The sequence below is a fragment of the Rhodococcus aetherivorans genome (assembly GCF_011058165.1).
Classification (GTDB): domain Bacteria; phylum Actinomycetota; class Actinomycetes; order Mycobacteriales; family Mycobacteriaceae; genus Rhodococcus; species Rhodococcus aetherivorans.
Genome location: NZ_JAALEG010000038.1, coordinates 22,560 through 45,126, shown reverse-complemented (window position 1 = coordinate 45,126; position 22,567 = coordinate 22,560). Strand labels below are relative to the sequence as shown.

Annotated in this window: 19 protein-coding genes and 3 tRNA genes; 7 read left to right on the top strand and 15 right to left on the bottom strand. The window is 70.0% G+C overall.

Features of this window, described 5'->3' with window-relative positions; all coding sequences use genetic code 11:
• Position 1: 1 nt before the first annotated feature.
• Positions 2-1,000: an NAD(P)H-dependent glycerol-3-phosphate dehydrogenase gene (locus G6039_RS16270; protein ID WP_006933747.1), complete on the bottom strand. Its 999-nt coding sequence runs from the start codon at positions 998-1,000 to the stop codon at positions 2-4.
• A gap of 115 nt (positions 1,001-1,115) precedes the next feature.
• On the opposite strand from G6039_RS16270, the gene cofC reads away from it, so the two are divergent.
• From cofC to G6039_RS16255, 3 genes are read left to right on the top strand one after another with little or no spacing between them, the layout of a single operon-like run.
• Complete coding sequence (gene cofC, locus G6039_RS16265; protein ID WP_043796499.1) at positions 1,116-1,796, top strand: 2-phospho-L-lactate guanylyltransferase; 681 nt, start codon at positions 1,116-1,118, stop codon at positions 1,794-1,796.
• A 50-nt stretch (positions 1,797-1,846) separates the two neighbouring features.
• Complete coding sequence (locus G6039_RS16260) at positions 1,847-4,063, top strand: RNA degradosome polyphosphate kinase (protein WP_029544397.1); 2,217 nt, start codon at positions 1,847-1,849, stop codon at positions 4,061-4,063.
• Between the two features lie 8 nt (positions 4,064-4,071).
• Positions 4,072-5,010 carry an NUDIX hydrolase gene (locus tag G6039_RS16255; protein ID WP_029544399.1) on the top strand — a complete coding sequence of 313 codons (939 nt, stop codon included), beginning with the start codon at positions 4,072-4,074 and terminating at the stop codon, positions 5,008-5,010.
• Positions 5,011-5,108: 98 nt separating this feature from the next.
• On the opposite strand, the gene G6039_RS16250 is transcribed toward G6039_RS16255, so the two are convergent.
• The 3 genes from G6039_RS16250 to leuC form a co-directional block, all read right to left on the bottom strand.
• Complete coding sequence (locus G6039_RS16250; protein WP_043796505.1) at positions 5,109-5,843, bottom strand: HU family DNA-binding protein; 735 nt, start codon at positions 5,841-5,843, stop codon at positions 5,109-5,111.
• A 168-nt stretch (positions 5,844-6,011) separates the two neighbouring features.
• Positions 6,012-6,608: a 3-isopropylmalate dehydratase small subunit gene (gene leuD, locus G6039_RS16245; RefSeq protein ID WP_006934268.1), complete on the bottom strand. Its 597-nt coding sequence runs from the start codon at positions 6,606-6,608 to the stop codon at positions 6,012-6,014.
• A gap of 25 nt (positions 6,609-6,633) precedes the next feature.
• Positions 6,634-8,052 (bottom strand): 3-isopropylmalate dehydratase large subunit, encoded by a 1,419-nt coding sequence (gene leuC / locus G6039_RS16240; protein WP_029544403.1) that lies wholly within the window; start codon positions 8,050-8,052, stop codon positions 6,634-6,636.
• Positions 8,053-8,182: 130 nt separating this feature from the next.
• On the opposite strand from leuC, the gene G6039_RS16235 reads away from it, so the two are divergent.
• From G6039_RS16235 to G6039_RS16225, 3 genes are read left to right on the top strand one after another with little or no spacing between them, the layout of a single operon-like run.
• Positions 8,183-8,887, top strand: a complete 705-nt coding sequence (locus G6039_RS16235) for an IclR family transcriptional regulator (protein ID WP_029544405.1) — start codon at positions 8,183-8,185, stop codon at positions 8,885-8,887.
• A 37-nt stretch (positions 8,888-8,924) separates the two neighbouring features.
• The gene (locus G6039_RS16230) at positions 8,925-9,467 is read left to right on the top strand and encodes a pyridoxamine 5'-phosphate oxidase family protein (protein ID WP_006934263.1); all 543 of its coding nucleotides are present in this window, start codon (positions 8,925-8,927) and stop codon (positions 9,465-9,467) included.
• A 49-nt stretch (positions 9,468-9,516) separates the two neighbouring features.
• Complete coding sequence (locus G6039_RS16225) at positions 9,517-9,684, top strand: DUF5302 domain-containing protein (protein WP_006934262.1); 168 nt, start codon at positions 9,517-9,519, stop codon at positions 9,682-9,684.
• Positions 9,685-9,737: 53 nt separating this feature from the next.
• Here the strand turns inward: G6039_RS16225 and G6039_RS16220 are convergent.
• From G6039_RS16220 to G6039_RS16200, 5 genes are all read right to left on the bottom strand, one after another.
• Positions 9,738-9,813, bottom strand: a tRNA-Glu gene (locus G6039_RS16220).
• A 59-nt stretch (positions 9,814-9,872) separates the two neighbouring features.
• Positions 9,873-9,948, bottom strand: a tRNA-Glu gene (locus tag G6039_RS16215).
• A gap of 95 nt (positions 9,949-10,043) precedes the next feature.
• Positions 10,044-10,115, bottom strand: a tRNA-Gln gene (locus G6039_RS16210).
• Between the two features lie 172 nt (positions 10,116-10,287).
• Entirely contained in the window at positions 10,288-11,760 is a 1,473-nt protein-coding gene (gene gltX / locus G6039_RS16205) for a glutamate--tRNA ligase (protein ID WP_006934261.1), read from the bottom strand.
• Between the two features lie 80 nt (positions 11,761-11,840).
• Positions 11,841-12,617, bottom strand: coding sequence for a fumarylacetoacetate hydrolase family protein (locus tag G6039_RS16200; protein WP_006934260.1), 777 nt, complete (start codon positions 12,615-12,617; stop codon positions 11,841-11,843).
• Between the two features lie 114 nt (positions 12,618-12,731).
• Here G6039_RS16200 and G6039_RS16195 point away from each other — a divergent pair, with 114 nt between their 5' ends.
• The gene (locus G6039_RS16195; protein WP_006934259.1) at positions 12,732-13,904 is read left to right on the top strand and encodes an MFS transporter; all 1,173 of its coding nucleotides are present in this window, start codon (positions 12,732-12,734) and stop codon (positions 13,902-13,904) included.
• A 45-nt stretch (positions 13,905-13,949) separates the two neighbouring features.
• Here the strand turns inward: G6039_RS16195 and G6039_RS16190 are convergent, their stop codons facing one another.
• From G6039_RS16190 to G6039_RS16165, 6 genes are all read right to left on the bottom strand, one after another.
• Positions 13,950-14,960, bottom strand: a complete 1,011-nt coding sequence (locus G6039_RS16190) for a 3-isopropylmalate dehydrogenase (RefSeq protein WP_043796512.1) — start codon at positions 14,958-14,960, stop codon at positions 13,950-13,952.
• Positions 14,961-15,042: 82 nt separating this feature from the next.
• Positions 15,043-16,635: a phosphoglycerate dehydrogenase gene (serA, locus tag G6039_RS16185; protein WP_006934257.1), complete on the bottom strand. Its 1,593-nt coding sequence runs from the start codon at positions 16,633-16,635 to the stop codon at positions 15,043-15,045.
• Between the two features lie 452 nt (positions 16,636-17,087).
• Positions 17,088-18,794 carry a SulP family inorganic anion transporter gene (locus G6039_RS16180; protein ID WP_043796513.1) on the bottom strand — a complete coding sequence of 569 codons (1,707 nt, stop codon included), beginning with the start codon at positions 18,792-18,794 and terminating at the stop codon, positions 17,088-17,090.
• Between the two features lie 76 nt (positions 18,795-18,870).
• Positions 18,871-19,872, bottom strand: a complete 1,002-nt coding sequence (ilvC, locus tag G6039_RS16175) for a ketol-acid reductoisomerase (protein ID WP_174824794.1) — start codon at positions 19,870-19,872, stop codon at positions 18,871-18,873.
• A gap of 50 nt (positions 19,873-19,922) precedes the next feature.
• A complete protein-coding gene (gene ilvN, locus G6039_RS16170; RefSeq protein WP_006934252.1) occupies positions 19,923-20,426 on the bottom strand; it encodes an acetolactate synthase small subunit in 504 nt (167 codons plus the stop codon).
• Positions 20,423-22,369, bottom strand: a complete 1,947-nt coding sequence (locus G6039_RS16165) for an acetolactate synthase large subunit (protein WP_080688407.1) — start codon at positions 22,367-22,369, stop codon at positions 20,423-20,425. Before G6039_RS16165 ends, ilvN begins: the two co-directional genes overlap by 4 nt.
• Between the last annotated feature and the right edge of the window lie 198 nt (positions 22,370-22,567).

The window sequence follows — 22,567 nt, the reverse complement described above, 5'->3', positions numbered from 1 at the left end:
CTCACTCCGGCTTGATCCGGCGGCCGAGCAGCAGCCCGATCGCCTCGGGCACCGACATGCCCTCGTAGCAGACGCGGTGCACGGCGTCGGTGAGCGGCATCTCCACGTCGTAACTGGCCGCCAGCGCCCGGACGGAGGTGCACGACTTGACCCCCTCGGCCACCTGGCCGTGCGTGGCCTCCTGGGCGCTTTCGAGTGTCCCTCCCCTGCCCAGTCGCTCCCCGAACGAACGGTTACGCGACAGCGGCGAGGTGCACGTGGCCACGAGGTCGCCGACACCCGCCAGCCCGGCCAGGGTGGTCGGCTTGGCACCGAGGGCAGTTCCCAGCCGGGTGATCTCGGCCAGCCCACGGGTGATGATGGAGGCGATCGTGTTGTCGCCGAGGCCGACACCGGCGGCCATGCCGCACGCGAGCGCGATGACGTTCTTGCACGCGCCGCCGATCTCGCAGCCGATCACGTCGGTGTTCGTGTAGGGCCTGAAATACCCTGTTGCACATGCTCTTTGAATCTCGAGCGCCCGAGTGGAGTCGGAACACGCGATCACCGTGGCGGCGGGCTGCCGATCGGCGATCTCGCGGGCGAGATTCGGCCCGGACAACACCGCGATGCGGTCGTGTTCGGCACCGGTCACCTGGGCGATCACCTGACTCATCCGCATGAGGGTGCCGCCCTCGATGCCTTTCGCCAGGCTCAGCAGGGTCGCGTCGGAACCGATGTCGTCGCGCCACGCCCCGAGATTCGCGCGCAGCGTCTGCGACGGCACCGCGAGGACGAGGAAGTCCACTCCGTCGAGTGCGACGCGGTGATCCGCGGTGGCGCGCAACGTCGAGGGCAACTCGACGCCCGGCAGATAGTCCGGGTTCTCGTGCCGGGCGGCGATCGCCTCGGCCACCTCCGCGCGCCGCGCCCAGATCGTCACGTCCGTTCCGGCCTCCGCCAGTACCTTCGCGAAGGCCGTCCCCCACGACCCCGCACCCAACACCGCAGCCTTGCTCACGCAGTCCCCTTACTCGTGTCCGATCCCGTCCGCAGACCACCGCCGCGACCGCTCCAGTATCGCCCACCGCCGCGCCCGCGACCGTCCTCGTCGCCGACTGGCAGAATCGACGACCATGACCGCCGCGCACGCGCTGATTCCCGTCAAGGCCCTCGGCCTGGCGAAGTCGCGGCTGGCGCACGTCCTCGACCCCGGCACCCGAGCGGCCCTGGTGCTCGCGATGCTCGACGACACCCTCCACGCGGCGCTGGCGGTCGAGGGGCTCGCCGTCACCGTGATCACCACCGACGCCGATGTCGCCGCGCTGGCTCTCCGCGCGGGGGCGCACACGCTCGCCGATCCCCCCGCCGTCGACACGGCCGGCACCGCCGTCGATCCGCTGAATGCGGCGCTCGCCGCTGCGGCCCGGCGGGTGCGGTCCCGCGAGCCCGGCGTGGATCTGGTCGCGCTGCACGCGGACCTGCCGGCCCTGCGGCCCGCCGAACTGTCCGCGGCCCTGACCGCGGCGCGCGAGGTCGGCCGGGCGGTCGTCGTGGACCACACCGGCACCGGCACCTCGGCGCTGCTGCACTGCAGGACCGAACCGCTGCACCCGCTGTTCGGTCCGGACTCGGCGCACCGTCACGTGCGGGCGGGAGCCCACCCCCTGGCCGGGGACTGGCCGGGACTGCGGCTCGACGTGGACACCGTCGCCGATCTCGAGGCCGCCACGGCGCAGGGCGTGGGGCCCGCGACGGCCTCGGCTCTGGAGCGAATCGGATGGCCGATGCCCGTTCGTCATCCCGACTTCGGGTGACGTACGTCGACGGATTGTCCGCAGTTCCGAAACTGAGGGATGATCGACGTGTGAAACACGGCGATTCCACGGACCAGCGCATCGACACCGAACCTCCCGGGTTCGCCGGGGCATCCGGCGACGGCGGAGCCGGACTCGACGGCACCACCGCCACCCGTTCGGCCTCGGCGCCGAGTGCCCCGCCCGCAGCCACGATGCTGCAGGCGGTCGCCGACGGCTTGCCGCTGGACCGCTACCTCAACCGGGAACTGAGCTGGCTCGACTTCAACGCGCGAGTGCTCGCGCTGGCCGAGGACACGTCTCTGCCGCTCCTCGAACGCGCCAAGTTCCTTGCGATCTTCGCCTCGAACCTCGACGAGTTCTACATGGTGCGTGTCGCCGGCCTCAAGCGCCGTGCCGAAACCGGCCTGTCGGTCCGCTCCGCCGACGGGCTGTCGCCACGAGCGCAACTCGCGCTCATCGCGCGCAGCACCCAGGAGATCGCGCGCCGGCACGCTCTCGTCTTCCTCGATTCGGTCCTGCCCGCCCTGACCGCCGAAGGCATTTCCATCATCGACTGGGAGGATCTGACCGACGACGAAAAACAGCGCCTGACCGCGTACTTCGTCGAGCAGGTGTTCCCGGTACTGACGCCCCTCGCGGTCGATCCGGCACACCCGTTCCCGTACATCAGCGGGCTGAGCCTCAACCTCGCTGTCACCGTGAAGGATCTGGAGTCCGCCGGGGAGCACTTCGCGCGGGTGAAGGTGCCGGACAACGTCGATCGCTTCGTCCGGGTCCGCCGGGAAGGCTCCCCGGACGAGATCGACGCGTTCCTGCCTCTCGAGGAACTCATCGCGGCACATCTCGACGTGCTGTTCCCCGGCATGGAAATCGTCGAGCACCACGCCTTCCGGGTCACGCGCAACGCCGACTTCGAGGTCGAGGAGGACCGCGACGAGGATCTCCTCCAGGCGCTCGAGCGGGAACTCGCCCGTCGCCGCTTCGGTTCTCCCGTGCGTCTCGAGGTCGCCGACGACATGACCGAGCACATGCTCGAACTGCTGCTGCGCGAGCTCGACGTCGATCCCGCCGACGTGGTGCAGCTGCCGGGACTGCTGGACCTGTCGAGCCTGTGGCAGGTGCACGGCGTGGACCGCCCCGACCTGAAGGACCGGCCGTTCGTGCCGGCCACGCACCCCGCGTTCGGCGAACGCGAGACCCCCAAGAGCGTGTTCTCGACGCTGCGCGAGGGCGACGTGCTGGTGCACCACCCCTACGATTCCTTCTCCACCAGCGTGCAACGGTTCATCGAGCAGGCCGCAGCCGACAGCCAGGTGCTCGCGATCAAGCAGACCCTCTACCGCACCTCCGGCGACTCCCCCATCGTCAACGCACTGATCGCCGCGGCGGAGGCCGGCAAGCAGGTGGTGGCGCTGGTGGAGATCAAGGCCCGCTTCGACGAGCAGGCGAACATCAAGTGGGCCCGCAAACTCGAACAGGCCGGCGTGCACGTGGTGTACGGCCTGGTGGGACTGAAGACCCACTGCAAGACGTGCCTCGTGGTCCGCCGGGAGGGCTCGCTCATCCGCCGCTACTGCCACATCGGTACCGGCAACTACAACCCGAAGACCGCCCGGCTCTACGAGGACGTCGGCCTGCTCACCGCCGCCCCGGAGATCGGCGCGGACCTGACCGATCTGTTCAACACGCTCACCGGTTACTCGCGGATGGCGAAGTACCGCAACCTGCTCGTGGCCCCGCACGGCGTGCGAGCGGGCATCATCGAACGGATCGACGCCGAGATCGAGCACCACGCGGCCGGTCGCGACGCCCGGATCCGCCTGAAGGCCAATGCGCTGGTCGACGAGCAGGTCATCGACGCGCTGTACCGCGCCTCCTGCGCGGGGGTGCCGGTGGAGATCGTCGTGCGCGGCATCTGCGCGCTCAAGCCCGGAGTACCCGGACTGAGCGAGAACATCACGGTGCGGTCCATCCTCGGGCGGTTCCTGGAGCACTCGCGCGTCCTGCATTTCCGGGCAGCCGACGAGATCTGGATCGGCAGCGCCGACATGATGCATCGCAACCTCGATCGCCGGGTGGAGGTGATGGCACAGGTGAAGGATCCCCGACTGGCGGCGCAACTCGACTCGATCTTCGAGTCGGCGCTCGACCCGGCCACCCGGTGCTGGACGTTGCGGGCCGACGGAACCTGGCTCGCGTCGCCGGCTCCCGGAACCGCGGCCCGTGACCATCAAGAAGAGCTCATGCGTAGCCGTAGCTCCTGATCGGAAGGATGTCGGTGTCCCCCGTTTCCGACAACGCAATGCGAGCCAACATCTTCGCCGCCGGGGCTGTCCTCTGGCGACGGAATCCGACCGACCGGAACCGTTTCGACGTGGCGGTCGTGCACCGGCCGCGTTACGACGACTGGTCCTTCCCCAAGGGCAAGCTCGATCCCGGCGAGACCCCGATCGTCGCCGCCCTGCGCGAGATCGAGGAGGAGACCGGGATTTCGGCGCGTCTCGGCCGGTATCTCGGCAAGGTCACCTACCCGGTGCCGGGTCACCGCAAGCTCAAGCGGGTGGACTACTGGGCCGCCGAGAAGTGCAGCGGGGAGTTCACCCCCAACGACGAGGTCGACGAGCTGCGCTGGCTCGCACCCGACGACGCCTTCGCGGCCCTGTCGTACCCGATGGACCACACGGTGCTGCGCCGCTTCCAGGCCCTGCCGCCGGACACGGCGACGGTGCTGATCGTGCGGCATGCCAAGGCCGGCAGCCGCAGGAATCACCGGGGCGACGATCGGGACCGGCCGCTCGACGCGGCGGGCCGTGCCCAGGCCCAGGCCCTCGTTCCGCAACTGCTCGCGTTCGGCGCCGACAGCGTGGTCGCCGCGGACCGGGCACGCTGCGTGCAGACGGTGCAACCGCTCGCGGACCGGCTCGGGATCGACGTTGCCGTCGAACCCTCCCTCACGGAGGAGGAGTACAGCGCCGACCCGCAACTCGGGCGCAAGCGGGTGCTCGACCTCGCCCAGCGCGGCGGGGTGCCGGTGATCTGCAGCCAGGGCAAGGTGATCCCGGACCTTGTGCAATGGTGGGCCGAGCACGACGGGATCACCGCGCCGAACACGCGTAACCGCAAGGGCAGCACGTGGGTGCTGTCGCTCGCCGGCGACCGGCTCGTCGCGGTGGACCACATCGACAGCCCGCTGCCCGCCGGGCCCGCCTGAACGCGCTTCGGCGGCCATCGAGGTTCCCCCCGATGGCCGCCGAACGGACGGTATCCGGTTGGCAGCCCTAGTTCTCGGCAGCCCTACTCCCAGCAGCCCTACTTCTTGGCTGCAGCCTTCCGGGCCGGCGCCTTCTTGGCCGCGGTGGTCTTCTTGGCCGGAGCCTTGGCCGCGGTGGTCTTCTTCGCCGCGGTGGTCTTCTTGGCCGCGGTGGTCTTGGCCGGAGCCTTGGCCGCGGTGGTCTTCTTCGCCGCGGTGGTCTTCTTGGCCGCGGTGGTCTTGGCCGGAGCCTTGGCCGCCGTGGTCTTCTTCGCCGCCGTGGTCTTCTTGGCCGCGGTGGTCTTGGCCGGAGCCTTGGCCGCCGTGGTCTTCTTCGCCGCGGTGGTCTTGGCCGGAGCCTTGGCCGCCGTGGTCGCCTTCTTCGCCGGAGCTGCCTTGGCGGCAGTCTTCTTCGCCGCCGCGGTCTTCTTGGCCGCGGTCTTCTTCGCGGCCGCGGTCTTCTTCGCCGCGGCAGCCGCGCCCCGCTTGACGGCCGGACCGGTCGCGGGGAGCTTCTGGCTGCCGGCGATGACCGCCTTGAACTGCGCGCCGGGGCGGAACGCCGGCACCGACGTCGGCTTGACCTTCACGGTCTCACCCGTGCGCGGGTTGCGCGCGACCCGCGCCGCGCGGCGGCGCTGCTCGAAGACGCCGAAGCCGGTGATCGTGACGCTCTTACCCGAGTGCACTGCGCGCACGATCGCGTCGACCATGTGCTCCACGGCCGCCGTTGCAGTGCGCCTGTCCGAACCGAGTTTTTCGGTCAGAACATCGATCAGCTCTGCCTTGTTCATTGCATTCCTCCGCACATAACGGTCCACCGTCAGACCGACTCGAGTCCACGGTAGACCCGCAAACGGGCAAGAGTCTATGTGCCACGCCAATTCTCATGCAAATTACAGGCGGGCCGGATCCGAACGTGTCGTCGGATCCGGCCCGCCCAGGCCCGATTCGGGGCCGGATCAGGGCGCCGGGAGGGTCCGCGGTTTCCAAGACGGCCTTGCGTTTTCGAACTCGGAAATCGCCTCTACCTGCCGTAACGTGAGCCCGATGTCGTCGAGACCCTCCAGCAGACGCCACCGGGTGTAGTCGTCAATGCTGAACGGCACCACGGTGGTTCCGGCGGTCACGGTGCGATGCTCGAGGTCGACCTCCAGCTCCAGTCCCGGCTGTTGTTCGATGAGTTTCCAGAGCAATTCGACGTCCGGCTGCTCGACCTGAGCGGCCAGCAGTCCGGCCTTTCCGGAGTTGCCCCGGAAGATGTCGGCGAAGCGGGACGAGATCACGACGCGGAAGCCGTAATCGGACAGCGCCCACACGGCGTGCTCGCGGGAGGACCCGGTGCCGAAATCCGGCCCGGCCACGAGGACACTGCCCCGGTCGAACGGCGGAGTGTTCAGTACGAAGGCCGGATCCGTGCGCCAGGCGGCAAACAGCCCGTCCTCGAATCCGCTTCGAGTGACCCGCTTCAGATACACCGCGGGGATGATCTGGTCAGTGTCGACGTTCGACCGGCGCAGCGGAACGCCGATGCCCTTGTGAGTGGTGAAGGCTTCCATCGAAATTCTCCTTCGGTTCCGTGACCTAGTCCAGATCCGCCGGAGCGGAGAGAGTGCCGCGCACCGCGGTCGCCGCGGCGACCTCAGGCGAGACGAGGTGGGTGCGCCCGCCCTTGCCCTGGCGGCCTTCGAAGTTCCGGTTCGAGGTCGATGCACAGCGCTCGCCCGGCGCCAGCTGATCCGGATTCATGCCCAGGCACATCGAGCAGCCGGCCTGGCGCCATTCCGCGCCCGCGGCCGTGAAGACCTCACCGAGACCTTCGGCTTCGGCTTGGGCACGAACGCGCATCGATCCGGGTACGACGAGCATACGAACGCCGTCGGCGACCTTGCGGCCCTGGAGAACTTCCGCAACGGCGCGCAGATCCTCGATCCGGCCGTTGGTGCACGAGCCGACGAAGACGGTGTCGACCGGCACCTCACGCAGCGGGGTTCCGGGCTCGAGTCCCATGTACCGCAGCGCCTTCTCGGCCGCGAGGCGCTCACCCTCGTCCGCCATCGCCTCCGGGTCGGGCACCGACGCGCCGAGGGGCGCGCCCTGGCCGGGGTTGGTGCCCCACGTGACGAAGGGCGTCAGGGACGAGCCGTCGATGTGGACCTCGGCGTCGAAAACCGCGTCCTCGTCGGTCTTCAACTGCTCCCACGCGGCCACCGCGGCGTCCCAGTCCGCGCCCTGGGGGGCGTGCGGGCGGCCCTTCAGGAACTCGTAGGTGATCTCGTCGGGCGCGATCATCCCGGCCCGGGCGCCCGCCTCGATGGACATGTTGCAGATGGTCATCCGTGCTTCCATCGACAGCTTCCGGATCGCCTCGCCGCGGTACTCGAGCACGTAGCCCTGGCCGCCGCCGGTGCCGATCCGGGCGATGACGGCGAGGATCAGATCCTTGCTCGTGACGCCGGGCGGCAGTGCGCCGTCGACGGTGATCGCCATGGTCTTGAACGGGCGCAGCGACAGTGTCTGGGTTGCCAGCACGTGCTCGACCTCGCTCGTGCCGATGCCCATCGCCAGGGCACCGAAGGCGCCGTGGGTGGAGGTGTGGCTGTCGCCGCACACCACCGTCATGCCCGGCTGCGTCAGGCCGAGCTGCGGTCCGACGACGTGGACGATGCCCTGTTCGACGTCACCCATCGGATGCAGCCGGATGCCGAACTCCTCGCAGTTGCGGCGCAGCGTCTCGACCTGGGTGCGCGAGACGGGGTCGGCGATGGGCTTGTCGATGTCGACCGTGGGCACGTTGTGGTCCTCGGTCGCGATGGTGAGGTCCGGCCGCCGCACGGGCCGATCCGCCAACCGCAGACCGTCGAACGCCTGCGGGCTCGTGACCTCGTGCACGAGATGCAGATCGATGTAGATCAGGTCCGGCTGTCGCGCCGCGCCCTCTCCCGTACCGCGCACGACCACGTGCTGGTCCCACACCTTCTCCGCCAGAGTCTTTCCAGCCATCTTCTCCACCTGTCGTACGTGACGAACGCGGATCCCGTTCTCGGGGCTGTCCCGGGCCGCGAATGCTGTCGTCCCCGCCCGGTTCCGCGTGGGTTATGCTTCCCATTATGCGAGACGGAGGTATCGACCTATGAGACAGCATAGCGGGATCGGAGTGCTGGACAAAGCGATGGCCGTCCTCCATGCAGTGGCGGAGCAGCCCTGCACTCTCACCGAACTGTGCGCCCGCACCGGACTTCCCCGCGCCACCGCCCACCGGCTCGCGGTCGGGCTCGAGGTGCACCGGCTGCTCGCCCGCGACGGTGACGGCCAGTGGCGGCCGGGTCCCGGTCTGGCCGAACTGTCGGCAGGCGCGGGCGACGCACTCGTCGACGCCGCCTCGCTCGTGCTGCCGCGCCTGCGCGAGATCACCGGCGAGAGCGTGCAGTTGTATCGACGGGAGGGCACCCACCGGGTGTGCGTCGCGGCCCTCGAACCCCCGACGGGCCTGCGCGACACCGTCCTCGTGGGGGCCCGGCTGCCGATGACCGCCGGGTCCGGAGCCAGGGTCCTGCTCGCCTGGGCCGACGCCGCGACGCAGCGGGCGATCCTGCCGGAGGCCGCATTCGGCGAGCGGGTCCTCGCCGAAGTCCGGCGCCGGGGCTGGGCGCAGAGCGTCGCCGAACGCGAACCCGGGGTCGCCTCGGTGGCCGCCCCCGTGCGCGATGCATCCGGGGCCGTCGTGGCCGCGATCTCCGTCTCGGGACCCGTCGACCGCATGGGCCGCCGGCCCGGGGCGCGCTGGGCCGCGGACCTGCTGGCGGCCGCCGACGCGCTGCAGAAGCGACTGCAGTAGCCCGTCCACCCGCCGGCTCCTGTGCGACAGTGCACGGATGGGAACCAACCAGCGCACACAGATCACGATGACCGACGCCGAGATCGGCGACTTTCTCGAACGCAGCCGCGTCGCGACGATGGCGACGATCGGCCCCGGCGGCCTCCCGCACCTCGTCGCGATGTGGTACGCGGTGCTGGACGGCGAGATCTGGTTCGAGACGAAGCTGAAATCGCAGAAGGCGGTCAATCTGCGGCGCGACAACCGGATCAGCGCCCTGGTCGAGGACGGCCACACCTACGACACCCTGCGCGGCGTCTCGCTCGAGGGGCATGCCGAGGTGGTCGAGGATCGAGAGGTGCTGTTCGAAGTGTGCCGCAGCGTGTGGGAACGCTACACCGGCCCCTACACCGCGGAGTTGCGGCCCGCGGTCGAGCAGATGATGCACAAGCGCGTCGCGGTGCGGGTCGTCGCGGACCGGACCCGGTCCTGGGACCACCGCAAGCTCGGGATGCCGGCGATGCCGATCGGCGGCAGCACGGCACCGTACCTGTTCGAGGCCCTGGAAAACCGGGCGACAGACGCCGGGTTGCCGAGTTAGATTCCGGGATGTCCCGGACCGAGCTCCGGGCGAGGGAAGGGAGACAGCGATGAACGACCCGAGCGGGGACCGGATCGCGGAGCAGTTCCGCGCAGCCCTCGAGCGCAAGAATCAGCACGCCCGTCGCGGCTCGGACCATCTCGACGGGAGGGCCAAGGCGCAGGCGCCGCACGGCAGCGCCGACCACCGCCGCAATTTCCGGCGCAAGAGCGGATGACGAGCACAAACAGCGAAGGTCCCTCCGATCCGTGGATCGGAGGGACCTTCGCGTGGTAGCCCCGACGGGATTTGAACCCGCGCTACCGCCTTGAGAGGGCGGCGTCCTAGGCCGCTAGACGACGGGGCCAGGAACTTTCACTGCTCAGAGAAGAACGCCCTTCGAACTCGCGATCGAAGGGCCGTCCGTGGTAGCCCCGACGGGATTTGAACCCGCGCTACCGCCTTGAGAGGGCGGCGTCCTAGGCCGCTAGACGACGGGGCCAGGAACTTTCTTCTCTGTTGCTCCTCCCACCCTGCGGCGGGAAGCTCAGCCAGCTTAACCGGCCGAGGCTCGGTGACAAAATCACCGGGCAGACGCTGGGGTACCAGGACTCGAACCTAGAATGGCTGAACCAGAATCAGCTGTGTTGCCAATTACACCATACCCCAATGGCTTGTTCCGAAGACCTGCCTCGCGGCGCTGCGGCCTCCGTTCCGAACCGAGAAGAAGGTTAGCACCATGGGTGCCCCCAATAACAAATCGCCAGGTCAGAGCGGGTAAATCCACAACCTGCGCGACGCCGGGCCGACCGCGGGGGCGCCGCGGCCGGCCCGGCACCGCTCAGGCGATGCGGGCCCGGGCGGCACGCAGGCGCGTGAGCGAGACGTCCCGGCCGAGCAGTTCCATCGACTCGTACAGGGGCGGGCTGATGTGCGAGCCCGTGAGCGCCACGCGCACCGGCGCGAAGGCCTTGCGGGGCTTGAGGCCGAGCTCGTCGATCAGCGCGGCCTTGAGGGCCTCTTCGAGGGCCGCCGCGCTCCACTCGGCCACACCGTCGGCCGCGGCGATCGTCGCGTCCAGCACGGGCGCGGCGTCGGGGCCGAGGTTCTTGGCCGCGGCCGCCTCGTCGAGCGTGAAGTCGGCCTCGGCCACGTAGAGGAACTTCAGCAGGTCCCACGCGTCCGAGAGCACCACGATGCGGGTCTGGACCAGCTCGGCCGCCACCGCGAACCGGGCGTCGTCGACGTCACCGGTGATGTGCCCGTGCTCCACGAGGAACGCCTTCAGCCGGGCCGCGAAGTCGGCCGGTTCGAGCATGCGGATGTGCTCGGCGTTGATGGCGTCGGCCTTCTTCTGGTCGAACCGGGCCGGATTCGAGTTGACCTTGGCGATGTCGAAGGCGGCGACCATCTCGTCGAGCGAGAAGACGTCACGGTCGTCGGCCAGGCCCCAGCCGAGGAGCGCGAGGTAGTTGAGCAGTCCCTCGGCGATGAAGCCACGGTCGCGGTGGATGAACAGGTTGGACTCGGGGTCGCGCTTGGAGAGCTTCTTGTTGCCCTGCCCCATCACGAACGGCAGGTGGCCGAACTCGGGCGTGAAATCGGTCACGCCGATGCGCTGCAGCGCCTCGTAGAGCGCGAGCTGGCGCGGGGTCGACGAGAGCAGATCCTCGCCGCGCAGCACGTGGGTGATCCGCATCAGGGCATCGTCGACGGGATTGACGAGCGTGTACAGCGGGATGCCGTTGCCGCGGGTGAGGGCGAAGTCGGGCACGGTGCCGGCCTTGAACGTGGTCTCGCCGCGCACCAGGTCGTTCCACGTCAGGTCGTGATCGGGCATGCGCAGCCGCACCACGGGCTTGCGCCCCTCGTCGCGGTACGCCTGCCGCTGCTCCGCGGTCAGATCGCGGTCGTGGTTGTCGTAGCCGAGCTTCGGGTCGCGGCCGGCCGCGCGGTGGCGCGCCTCGACCTCCTCGGGCGTGGAGAACGACTCGTACGCCTCGCCCGCCTCGAGCAGCCTGGCGACGACGTCGAGATGCAGGTCGCGGCGCTGCGACTGCCGGTACGGCTCGTACGGGCCGCCCACCTCGGGACCCTCGTCCCAGTCGAGGCCGAGCCACCGGAGCGCGTCGAGGATCGCCTGGTACGACTCCTCGGTGTCGCGGGCGGCGTCGGTGTCCTCGATGCGGAACACGAAGGTGCCGCCGTGGTGACGGGCGAAAGCCCAGTTGAACAGGGCGGTGCGCACGAGGCCCACGTGCGGGGTTCCGGTCGGGGACGGACAGAAACGAACGCGTACTTCGCTGTTGGTCATGGCTCACTCGGGTCGAGGGATCGAAAAGTCCCCTCCAGGCTAGTCCCGGGCGTGCCGGCCGCGAAGCCGCGGTCCGCCTGCTACCTGCGCTTGGCGGTCACCGGATTCGTCAGCGTGCCGATGCCCTCGACGGTGATCGAGACGGTGTTGCCGTCGACGATCGGCCCGACCCCCTCCGGGGTCCCGGTGAGGATCACGTCGCCCGGCAGCAGCGTCATCACCGCCGAGATCCACTCGATCAGCTTCGGAATGTCGTGCACCATCAACGACGTTCGGCTGCGCTGGCGCGTCTGCCCGTCGACCTCCGCGGAGATCTCGAGATCCGAGGGATCGATGTTCGTCTCGATCCACGGGCCGAGGGGACAGAACGTGTCGTGCCCCTTGGCCCGCGTCCACTGCCCGTCCTGCTGCTGATGGTCGCGCGCGGAGACGTCGTTGGCGACGGTGTAGCCGAGGACGACGTCGAGGGCCTTCGCGGCCGGAACGTCCTTGCAGGGACGGCCGATGACGACGGCGAGCTCCGCCTCGTGGTGGACGAGGCCGCTGCTCGGCGGGAGCACGATCGGCGCCCCCGGGCCGACGATGGAGGTGTTCGGCTTGAGGAAGATCACCGGCTCGTCGGGAACCTCGTTCCCGGATTCGGCCGCATGGGCGGCGTAGTTGCGGCCGACGCAGACCACCTTGCTCGCCAGGATCGGCGCGAGCAGCCGGACGTCGGCGAGCGGCCAGCTGCGGCCGGTGAAGGTCGGGGTGCCGAAGGGGTGTTCGGCGATCTCCTTCGCCGTCGCGGCGTCCCCCTCTCCCTCGATGCTGACGAAGGCGACACCGTCCGGGCTGGCAATTCGACCAAGGCGCATGCCGGGGAGTCTATCCGTGTCGCCGCTGGCGGCCCTGCGGACCACGGGACGCAGGTATAGGCTGCCACCGGGAAGTTCACAATACGGGAATTTTGTTTCAGATAGTGAGATGACATGACGGTTCGGGACATCGGCGCGCGGCGCTGGGTCATCCTGGCGCTCGGCGTGTTCGCGCAGGCGGCCCAGGCGGTCCTCGTCAACGGCGCCGCCTTCCTCATCCCCGCGCTCCACGAGGATCGCGGACTCACGCTCGCCCAGGCCGGAACACTTTCGGCCGCGCCGATATTCGGGGTCGTGTTCAGCCTCGTCGCGTGGGGTGCCCTGGCCGACCGGTTCGGCGAGCGGCGGGTCCTGGCCGCAGGGCTCGCACTGGCTGCGGCGGCCACGGCCGCAGCCGCCGCCAGCGGGACCCTGCCGATGCTCGCGCTCATGCTCGCTCTCGGTGGTGCCGCCGCGGCGAGCGCCAACGCCGCGAGCGGTCGCGTCGTCGTCGGCTGGTTCCCGCCGCACCAGCGTGGTCTCGCCATGGGGATCCGGCAGATGTCGCTGCCGCTCGGCGTCGCCGTCGCCGCGTTGACCATTCCGCCGCTCGCGCGCGACCACGGAATCGGCTCGGCCCTGGCCTTCTCCGCCTCGGTGTGTGCCGTCGCCGCGGTGGCGTGCGCGGTCGGCATCGTCGACCCACCGCGGCCGGAACGCGGCCGGGCCGCAGAGCTCGGCCTGCTCGACAACCCCTACCGTGCCGGGCGGTCGCTGCAACGGATCCACGCCGCGTCGGTGCTGCTGGTGGTGCCCCAGTACGTGGTGTGGACCTACGCGCTGGTGTGGCTGATCTCCGAGCGCGGCTGGACCGAGTCCGCCGCGGGCCTGGTCATCACCGCCGCGCAGTTCCTCGGTGCGCTCGGTCGCGTCGCCGCCGGCGGGTGGTCCGACCGGGTCGGCAGCCGCCTGCGGCCGCTGCGGCTCGTGGCGCTCTCCGTCGTGCTGTCCATGGCAGCGCTCGCGGCCGCCGCGCTCACCGACTCGGCCGTCGCCGTCGCGCTGCTGATCGTGGCATCGGTGACGACGGTGGCCCCGAACGGGCTGGCCTTCACCGCCGTCGCCGAGATCGCGGGACCGTTCTGGGGTGGCCGCGCGCTCGGCATCCAGAACACCGGCCAGTTCGTCGCGGCGGCGTGCGTGGGTCCCGCGTTCGGCGGGCTCATCGCACTGGCCGGCTTTCCCGCGGCGTTCGCGCTCGCCGCGCTGATCCCGGCCGCCGCGGTGCCCCTGGTCCCCCGCAAATGAGCCGGTGCGGCCTCCCGGACACCGGGAGGCCGCACCGAGACCGGATCAGAGGGCGGCCGCGATGCGGTCGCCGACCTCCGTGGTCACGATCGGGCCCGTGCCGCGGGCGGCGAGGTCCGCCTCGACCGCACGCTCGACCCGGGCCGCCTCGTCCGCCCGGCCGAGGTGGCGCAGCAGCAGGGCGACCGACAGGATCGCCGCGGTCGGGTCGGCGATGCCCTTGCCCGCGATGTCCGGGGCGCTGCCGTGGACCGGCTCGAACATCGACGGGTTGGTGCCGGAGGCATCGATGTTGCCGCTGGCCGCCAGGCCGATGCCCCCGGTGACCGCACCGGCGAGATCGGTGATGATGTCGCCGAACAGGTTGTCGGTCACGATCACGTCGAACCGGCCCGGGTCGTCGACCATGTAGATGGTGGCGGCGTCGATGTGGCAGTAGGCCATCTCGACCTCCGGGTACTCCGCGCCCACCGTCTCGACCGCACGCGTCCAGATGGCACCGGCGTTGGAGAGCACGTTGGTCTTGTGGATCAGGGTGAGGTGCTTGCGCCGGCTCTGCGCGAGCTCGAAGGCGTAACGCACGACGCGCTCGGCACCGAACCAGGTGTTGACCGAGACCTCGGTGGCGATCTCGTGGGGGGTGCCGACGCGGATGGCGCCGCCGTTGCCGGTGTAGGGGCCCTCGGTGCCCTCCCGCACCACGACGAAGTCGATCTCCGGCTGCGCCGCGAGCGGGGACTTCGCCCCCGGGTACAGCCGCGACGGCCGCAGGTTGACGTGGTGATCGAGCGCGAACCGCATGTTCAGCAGCAGGCCCCGCTCGAGCACGCCCGGGGTGACGGACGGGTCGCCGATGGCGCCGAGCAGGATCGCGTCGTGCGCGCGGATCGCCGCCAGGTCGGCGTCCGGGAGCAGTTCCCCGGTGGCGTTGTACCGCCGGGCACCGAGGTCGTACTCGGTGGTCTCGAGATCGGGGACCAGCGTCCTGAGCACCTTGAGGGCCTCGGCCGTGACCTCGACACCGATGCCGTCACCGGGGATGACCGCAAGCTTCATGGGCACACACTCTCTTCCTCTTCGCGACGACGGCCGCGACCGTGCTCGACGATCGCGGCCATCGGATACAGCGGGGGGTGGTTCAGGACAGGTCGACCTGCGCGACGCGGGCGTCGAGCCGCTCCACGATCTGCGCGACCTCGGTGTCGCCGACGACCCGGTCGACCCGCAGGATCACCGTGGCGCCGGGGCCCTCGACGTCCTGGCTCAGTGCCGCCGCCTGGATGTCGATCCCGGCGTTGCCGAGGACCGTGCCGAGGACACCGAGCACGCCCGGGCGATCCTCGTAGTGGACGACGAGGTTGTGGCCCTCGGCGCGCAGGTCGAAGCTGCGGCCGTTGATGTTGACGATCTTCTCGATCTGCTGCAGGCCGGTCAGCGCACCGGTGACGGTGGTGACGAGACCGTCGGCGGCCACGGCGCGGACCTCCACCGCGCTGCGGTGGGTGGAGGCCTCGCTGTGCTTGTCGACCTCGACACTCACGCCGCGCTGCTCGGCGAGGGCCGGGGCGTTGACGAAGGTGACCGGCTCGTCGCTGCTGGCGGAGAACAGGCCGCGCAGCGCGGCGAGGCCGAGGATCTCGACGTTCTCCGCGGAGAGTTCGCCGCTGGCGACGACCTGCACGTTCTGCACCGCCTCCGGCGAGAGGGTGCCGGCGATCAGGCCGAGCTTGCGCACGAGCTCGAGCCACGGTGCGACCTCCTCGCCGACCGGGCCGCCGGAGACGTTCACGGCGTCCGGGACGAACTCACCGGCCAGGGCCAGCAGCACGCTCTTGGCGACGTCGGTTCCGGCGCGGTCCTGGGCCTCGGTCGTGGAGGCGCCGAGGTGCGGGGTGACGACGGTGTTGTCGAGGTCGAACAGCTTCGAGTCCGTGCAGGGTTCGGAGTGGAAGACGTCGAGGCCGGCGGCGCGAACCTTGCCGGAGACGAGGGCGTCGTGGAGGGCGTCCTCGTCGATGAGACCACCGCGGGCGGCGTTGACGATGATGACGCCGTCCTTGGCCCGCGCGAGCCGCTCGGCGTTGATCAGGCCTGCCGTCTCCTTGGTCTTGGGCAGGTGCACGGAGATGAAGTCGGCACGCTCGATCAGCTCGTCGATGTCGACCAGTTCGATCCCGAGCTGGGCGGCACGGGCCGGCGGCAGGTAGGGGTCGTAGGCGATGACGTGGGTCTCGAAGGCGGCGAGGCGCTGCGCGAACAGCTGTCCGATCCGGCCCAGACCGACGACGCCGACGGTCTTGCCCAGGATCTCGGTGCCGTTGAAGCTCGAACGCTTCCAGGTGCGCTCACGCAGGGTGCGGTCGGCGGCGGGGATCTGCCGGGCCGTGGCCATCAGCAGCGCCACGGCGTGCTCGGCGGCCGAATGGATGTTGGACGTCGGAGCGTTGACGACCATCACACCGCGCTCGGTGGCGGCCGGGATGTCGACGTTGTCGAGGCCGACGCCGGCGCGACCGACGATCTTCAGCCTCGTGGCGGCGGCGAGGACCTCGGCGTCGACCGTGGTCGCCGAACGGACCAGCAGGGCGTCCGCCTCGGGCACCGCCGCGAGCAGCGCGGGACGGTCCGGACCGTCGACCCAGCGCACCTCGACACCGTCACCGAGCGCATCGACGGTCGACTGCGCCAGCTTGTCGGCGATCAGGACAACGGGACGGCCATTCTGGCTCACGTGCGAACTCCCCTGTGGTTGGTTTGTCTGACGGGTCGTCGACGGCGCCGCACCCCGAGGTGCGCGAATGCAGCCGTGACCGGGCTCAGTTTAGTGCCCGGGCCGTGGCCCCGGGGCCACGGCCCCGGAATGGGTTGCCTACTGGTACGAAACGACCCACGCCCGCGGCGCCACGGCCGCGGTCCGTTCGGACCCGAACGCCGGCGAATCCGAGCCGGGAAGGCCCTCCGGCCGATCCGGTACCTGGTGCCGCCGTCCCGGCGCGAGCCGCATTCCGGGTCCGGAGCGGGACCGTCCGGGTGGCACCTGTGGTCCGGCGAACCTGCGCCCGGGGGAACGTCGCTCGCAGACCACCGACGAGTTCCGTTCGCACAGGCACCGTTTCGCCGGGACCCTGCACCAGGCCGCGGCCCGGCGCGAGTGGACCGCGAGGGCGGAACGCCGTGCCCCGGCTATGCGGGGCCGGGACCCGCGGTGGATCGCCGGTGCCGGAACGCGACGACGGCGGTGCGGACCGTCGGATAGAAGCGGTCCCGGGTGAACCGATCTCCCAGCCCGAACCGCACCAGCCGGTCCTTGATCGGACCCTTCATCGCGGCGAAGGCCAGGTGGATGCCCTTGCCCGCCAGGTACCGGTCCAGGTCGACGAGTTCGTCGACGGCGGTGGTGTCGAGGCCGGTGATCGGTTCCGCGGCGATCACGACCCACTCGACCGGCTCGGGCGATTTCGCGACCAGCGAGCGGACGTAGTCGTCGAAGATCGAGCCGTTGGCGAAGAACAGCGGGGCGTCGAACCGCACGAGCAGCAGGCCCGGGATCCGATGCCCCTCGGGGTGGCGATTGATGTCGTGGAAACCCGCGACGCGGGTGAGCTCGACGAGTTCGGTGCGGTACGGCGACCATGCGTGTCCCACGACGGCGACGAAGGAGAGCCCGATGGCGACGAGAATCCCCTCGAGCACCCCGACGAGCGCCACTCCGAGGAAGGCCGCCGCCGCGAGACCGGCCTCGATCCGGCTCATCCGCCACATGCGGATCACGCCGCGCACGTCGATGAGTGCCGAGGCGGCGACGAGGACGACCGCGGCGAGGGTCGCCTCGGGCAGATAGGCGGTCGCGCCGGGCGCGAGCAGCACGAACAGCAGCACGGCGGCGGCACCGACCACCCCGACGAGCTGGGTGCGGGCACCGTTCTGCTCGGCGACGGGCGTGCGCGACGAGCTCGCCGAGATGGGGAAACCGCTGAACAGCCCGGTCGCGACGTTGGCGGCGCCGATGGCCTTCATCTCGGTGCTGCCGTCCACGTCGTCGCCGCGGCGGGCGGCGAACGTGCGCGAGAGCACGCCGGTATCGGCGAACGCGATGAGCGCGACGCCGGCCGCCGGGCCGAGCAGTGCGAGCACGTCGCCCCAGCTCACCGCTGCCACATCGGGCGTCGGCAGCCCCGACGGCAGCGCCCCGACCATGACGATCTCGTCGGTGAGGCCGAGCAGCGCGGACACCACGGACGCCCCGACCACGGCGACCAGGACACCCGGGATGCGCGCCCGCAGGAGGCGGAACGCCACGATGACCGCCAGGGACGCCACACCGACGGTCGCCGCGACGAGGTCGACGTCGCCGGCGGCCACCGCCCGGACGATCGCGGCGGTGTCCTGGAGCAGGCCCGGCTCGTCGATCGAGAAGCCGAGCAGTTTCGGGAGCTGACCGACCACGACGACCAGCGCGATGCCGTTGAGATAGCCGAGCCTGATGGGCTTGGACAGCAGTTCGGTGACGAAACCGAGGCGCAGGAAGCCGGCGACGACGAGGATCACGCCCACGAGCAGGGCCAGAACCCCCGCGAGCGCGAGCGCCTCCTGCGGGTCGCCCGTCGCGGCGAGCGGGAGCACCGCCGCGGCGATGAGCGGGGCGAGGGACGAATCAGGCCCGAGCACAAGCACTTTCGACGGACCCACCAGCGCGTACACCAGCAGCGGGACGATCGTGGCGTACAGGCCGGCGTAGGCGGGCAACCCGGCGGCCGTCGCGTAGCCCATGCCCGCGGGGATGAGCAGCGCGGTGAGTGCCAGGCCGGCGGTGATGTCGGGGCGCAGCCACTCCCGGCGGTAGGTGCGGGCCGTGACGACCCCCGGCAGCTTTCCCAGGCCCCAGGACATCAGCGCATTATCCACCCTGGAACGCCGACGGCCCGGCACCACAGCGGTGCCGGGCCGTCGAAGCGGCGGGATCCGATCAGGCGGTCTCGGTGATCGGGCGGTCCACCCAGCTCATCAGGTCGCGCAGCTGCTTGCCGACGACCTCGATACCGTGCTCGGCGTTCTTCTTGCGCAGCGACTCGAGCTCCTTGTTGCCGCCCTCGACGTTGGCGACGAGACGCTTGACGAAGGTGCCGTCCTGGATGTCCTTCAGGATCTCCTTCATGCGCTCCTTCGTGCCGGCGTCGATGACGCGCGGCCCGGAGAGGTAGCCACCGAACTCGGCGGTGTCGGACACCGAGTAGTTCATGCGGGCGATGCCGCCCTCGTACATGAGGTCGACGATGAGCTTGAGCTCGTGCAGCACCTCGAAGTACGCCATCTCCGGGGCGTAGCCGGCCTCGACCATCACGTCGAAACCGGTCTTGACCAGTTCCTCGGTGCCACCGCAGAGGACGGCCTGCTCACCGAACAGGTCGGTCTCGGTCTCTTCCTTGAAGGTGGTCTTGATGACGCCGGCCCGGGTGCCGCCGATGCCCTTGGCGTAGGACAGCGCCAGCGCCTGGCCCTCGCCCTTGGGATCCTGGTGGACGGCGATGAGCGCGGGGACGCCCTTGCCGTCGACGAACTGGCGGCGCACGAGATGGCCGGGGCCCTTCGGGGCGACCATCGCGACGGTGACGAACTCCGGCGCCTCGATGAGACCGAAGTGGATGTTCAGGCCGTGGCCGAAGAACAGCGCGTCGCCGTCCTTCAGGTTCGGCGCGATGTCCTCCTTGAAGATCGACGCCTGCGCGGTGTCGGGCGCCAGCAGCATGATGACGTCCGCCCACTCGGCGACCTCGGCCGGGGTGCCGACCGCCAGGCCCGCCTCCTCCGCCTTGGCCCGCGACTTCGAGCCTTCCTTCAGACCGATGCGCACCTCGACACCGGAGTCGCGCAGGCTCAGCGAGTGCGCGTGTCCCTGGCTGCCGTAGCCGATCACCGCGACCTTGCGGCCCTGGATGATCGACAGATCGGCGTCGTCGTCGTAGAACATCTCGACTGCCACAGTTGTTACCTCTCTCAGCAAATAAGGGTGTGTTCAGGCTAACGGGTGGCCGTGATCGACTTCGGACCGCGTCCGACCGCGACGACCCCGGACTGCACGATCTCGCGGATGCCGTAGGGCTCGAGCATCCGCAGCAGGGCGTCGAGCTTGGACCGGGTACCGGTGGCCTCGATCGTGAGTGACTCGGGCGAGACGTCGATCACCTTGGCGCGGAACAGATTCACCGTCTCGATGACCTGCGTCCGCACGCTCGCGTCCGCCCGCACCTTGATCAGCAGCAGCTCGCGGGCGACCGAGGCCTCCTCTTCCTGCTCGACGATCTTGATGACGTTGACGAGCTTGTTGAGCTGCTTGGTCACCTGCTCGAGCGGGAACTCGTCGACGGTGACGACGATCGTCATCCGGGAGATCTCGGGGATCTCGGTGCCGCCCACCGCGAGGGATTCGATGTTGAACCCGCGGCGGGAGAACAGGCTCGCCACGCGGGCCAGCACGCCCGGCTTGTCCTCGACGAGAACGCTGAGGGTGTGACTGGTGCTCACTGACGATCCTCTCCTGCTGCTGCGGCGCCGCGCTGGTCCGGGTGCTTCTCGTGCTCGAGTGCCTCGTGGATGACGGCCGGCTCGGCGGCCGCCTCGTCCTCGTCGAACAGCGGGCGGATGCCCCGCGCCGCCATGATCTCGTCGTTGCCGGTGCCCGCGGCGACCATCGGCCACACCTGGGCGTCCTTGCCGACGATGAAGTCGATGACCACCGGACGGTCGTTGATCGACTGCGCCTGGCGGATCGCGTCCTCGACCTCCTCCTCGCGCTCGACGCGGATGCCGACGCAGCCCAGAGCCTCGGCCAGCTTGACGAAGTCGGGGATGCGCAGGGTGTGGGTGGCCAGGTCCGTGTTCGAGTACCGCTCCTCGTAGAACAGCGTCTGCCACTGCCGCACCATGCCGAGGTTGCCGTTGTTGATGAGCGCGACCTTGATCGGCACACCCTCCACCGCGCAGGTCGCCAGTTCCTGGTTGGTCATCTGGAAGCAGCCGTCGCCGTCGATGGCCCACACCTCGGCGTCGGGCACGCCCATCTTGGCGCCCATGGCCGCCGGAACGGCGTAGCCCATGGTGCCCAGGCCGCCGGAGTTGAGCCAGGTCCGTGGCTTCTCGTAGTCGATGAACTGCGCGGCCCACATCTGGTGCTGGCCGACGCCGGCGCAGTAGATCGCGTCCGGTCCGGCGAGCTTGCCGACCTTCTGGATCACGAACTCCGGCGAGAGCATGCCGTCGACGGGCCGGTCGTAGCTGAGCGGGTAGGTGCGGCGGATCCCGTCCAGGTACTCCCACCACTGGGCGTACTCGAGCGTGGTGCCCGTCGCGAGATCCGCACGGATCGCCTCGATCAGCTCGACGATCACCTCCTTGCAGTCACCCACGATCGGCACGTCGGCGTGCCGGTTCTTGCCGATCTCGGCCGGGTCGATGTCCGCGTGGATGACCTTCGCGCCGGGCGCGAACGAGTCGAGCTGACCGGTGACGCGGTCGTCGAACCGCGCGCCGAGCGTGATCAGCAGATCGGACTTCTGCAGGGCGGCGACCGCCGCGACGGTGCCGTGCATGCCGGGCATACCGCAGTTGAGCCGGTGGGTGTCGGGGAACGCACCGCGCGCCATGAGCGTCGTGACGACCGGGATGCCGGTGAGCTCGGCCAGCTCGAGCAGCTCCGGAGAGGCCTCGGCCTTGATGACACCGCCGCCGATGTACAGCACGGGCGACTTCGCCTCGGCGATCAGGCGGGCGGCTTCACGGACCTGCTTGCCGTGCGGCTTGGTCACGGGACGGTAGCCGGGCAGATGCATCTCCGGGGGCCAGCTGAAGGTGGTCTGGGCCTGCAGGATGTCCTTCGGGATGTCCACGAGCACCGCGCCGGGACGGCCGGACGCGGCCAGGTAGAACGCCTCGGCGAGGACGCGGGGGATCTCGGCGCCGTCGGTCACGAGGAAGTTGTGCTTGGTGATCGGCATGGTGATGCCCGAGATGTCCGCCTCCTGGAAGGCGTCGGTGCCGATCAGACCGCGGCCGACCTGGCCCGTGATCGCCACGACGGGGACGGAGTCCATCTGCGCGTCGGCGAGCGGGGTGACGAGGTTGGTGGCGCCGGGGCCGGAGGTGGCCATGCACACGCCGACCTTGCCGGAGGCCTGGGCGTATCCGGTCGCGGCGTGGCCGGCGCCCTGCTCGTGGCGGACCAGCACGTGCCGGACCTTCTGCGAGTCGAACAGCGGGTCGTAGACGGGGAGGATCGCACCGCCCGGAATGCCGAATACCGTGTCGACTTCGAGCTCCTCGAGGGCCCGGACCACCGACTGTGCGCCGGTGACCCGCTCGGGGGCGACCTGGCGACGGTTACCGGACTGGGTGGCCGCGGCCGCGGGCGACGGGGCTGCGGCCCCGGGCTTGCGCGGCGAAGGTTGAGGCCTTGCGGTTGGTGCGCTCACTGCGATTCCTCTGGTTCTGGCTCCGGGCAACAAAAAACCCCCGTCAGCAGCATCTGCTGTACGAGGGTGGCGCGTCGTGGGCGAGTTGCGAGAAGCGGCTCAGGCGACGACGCGCCGGCCGATTACGAGCAACCCATTCTGATTCACGCGCTCGACGGTAGGCGCGCGAAGGTCCGACAGTCAACTTGGTTCGGTCAC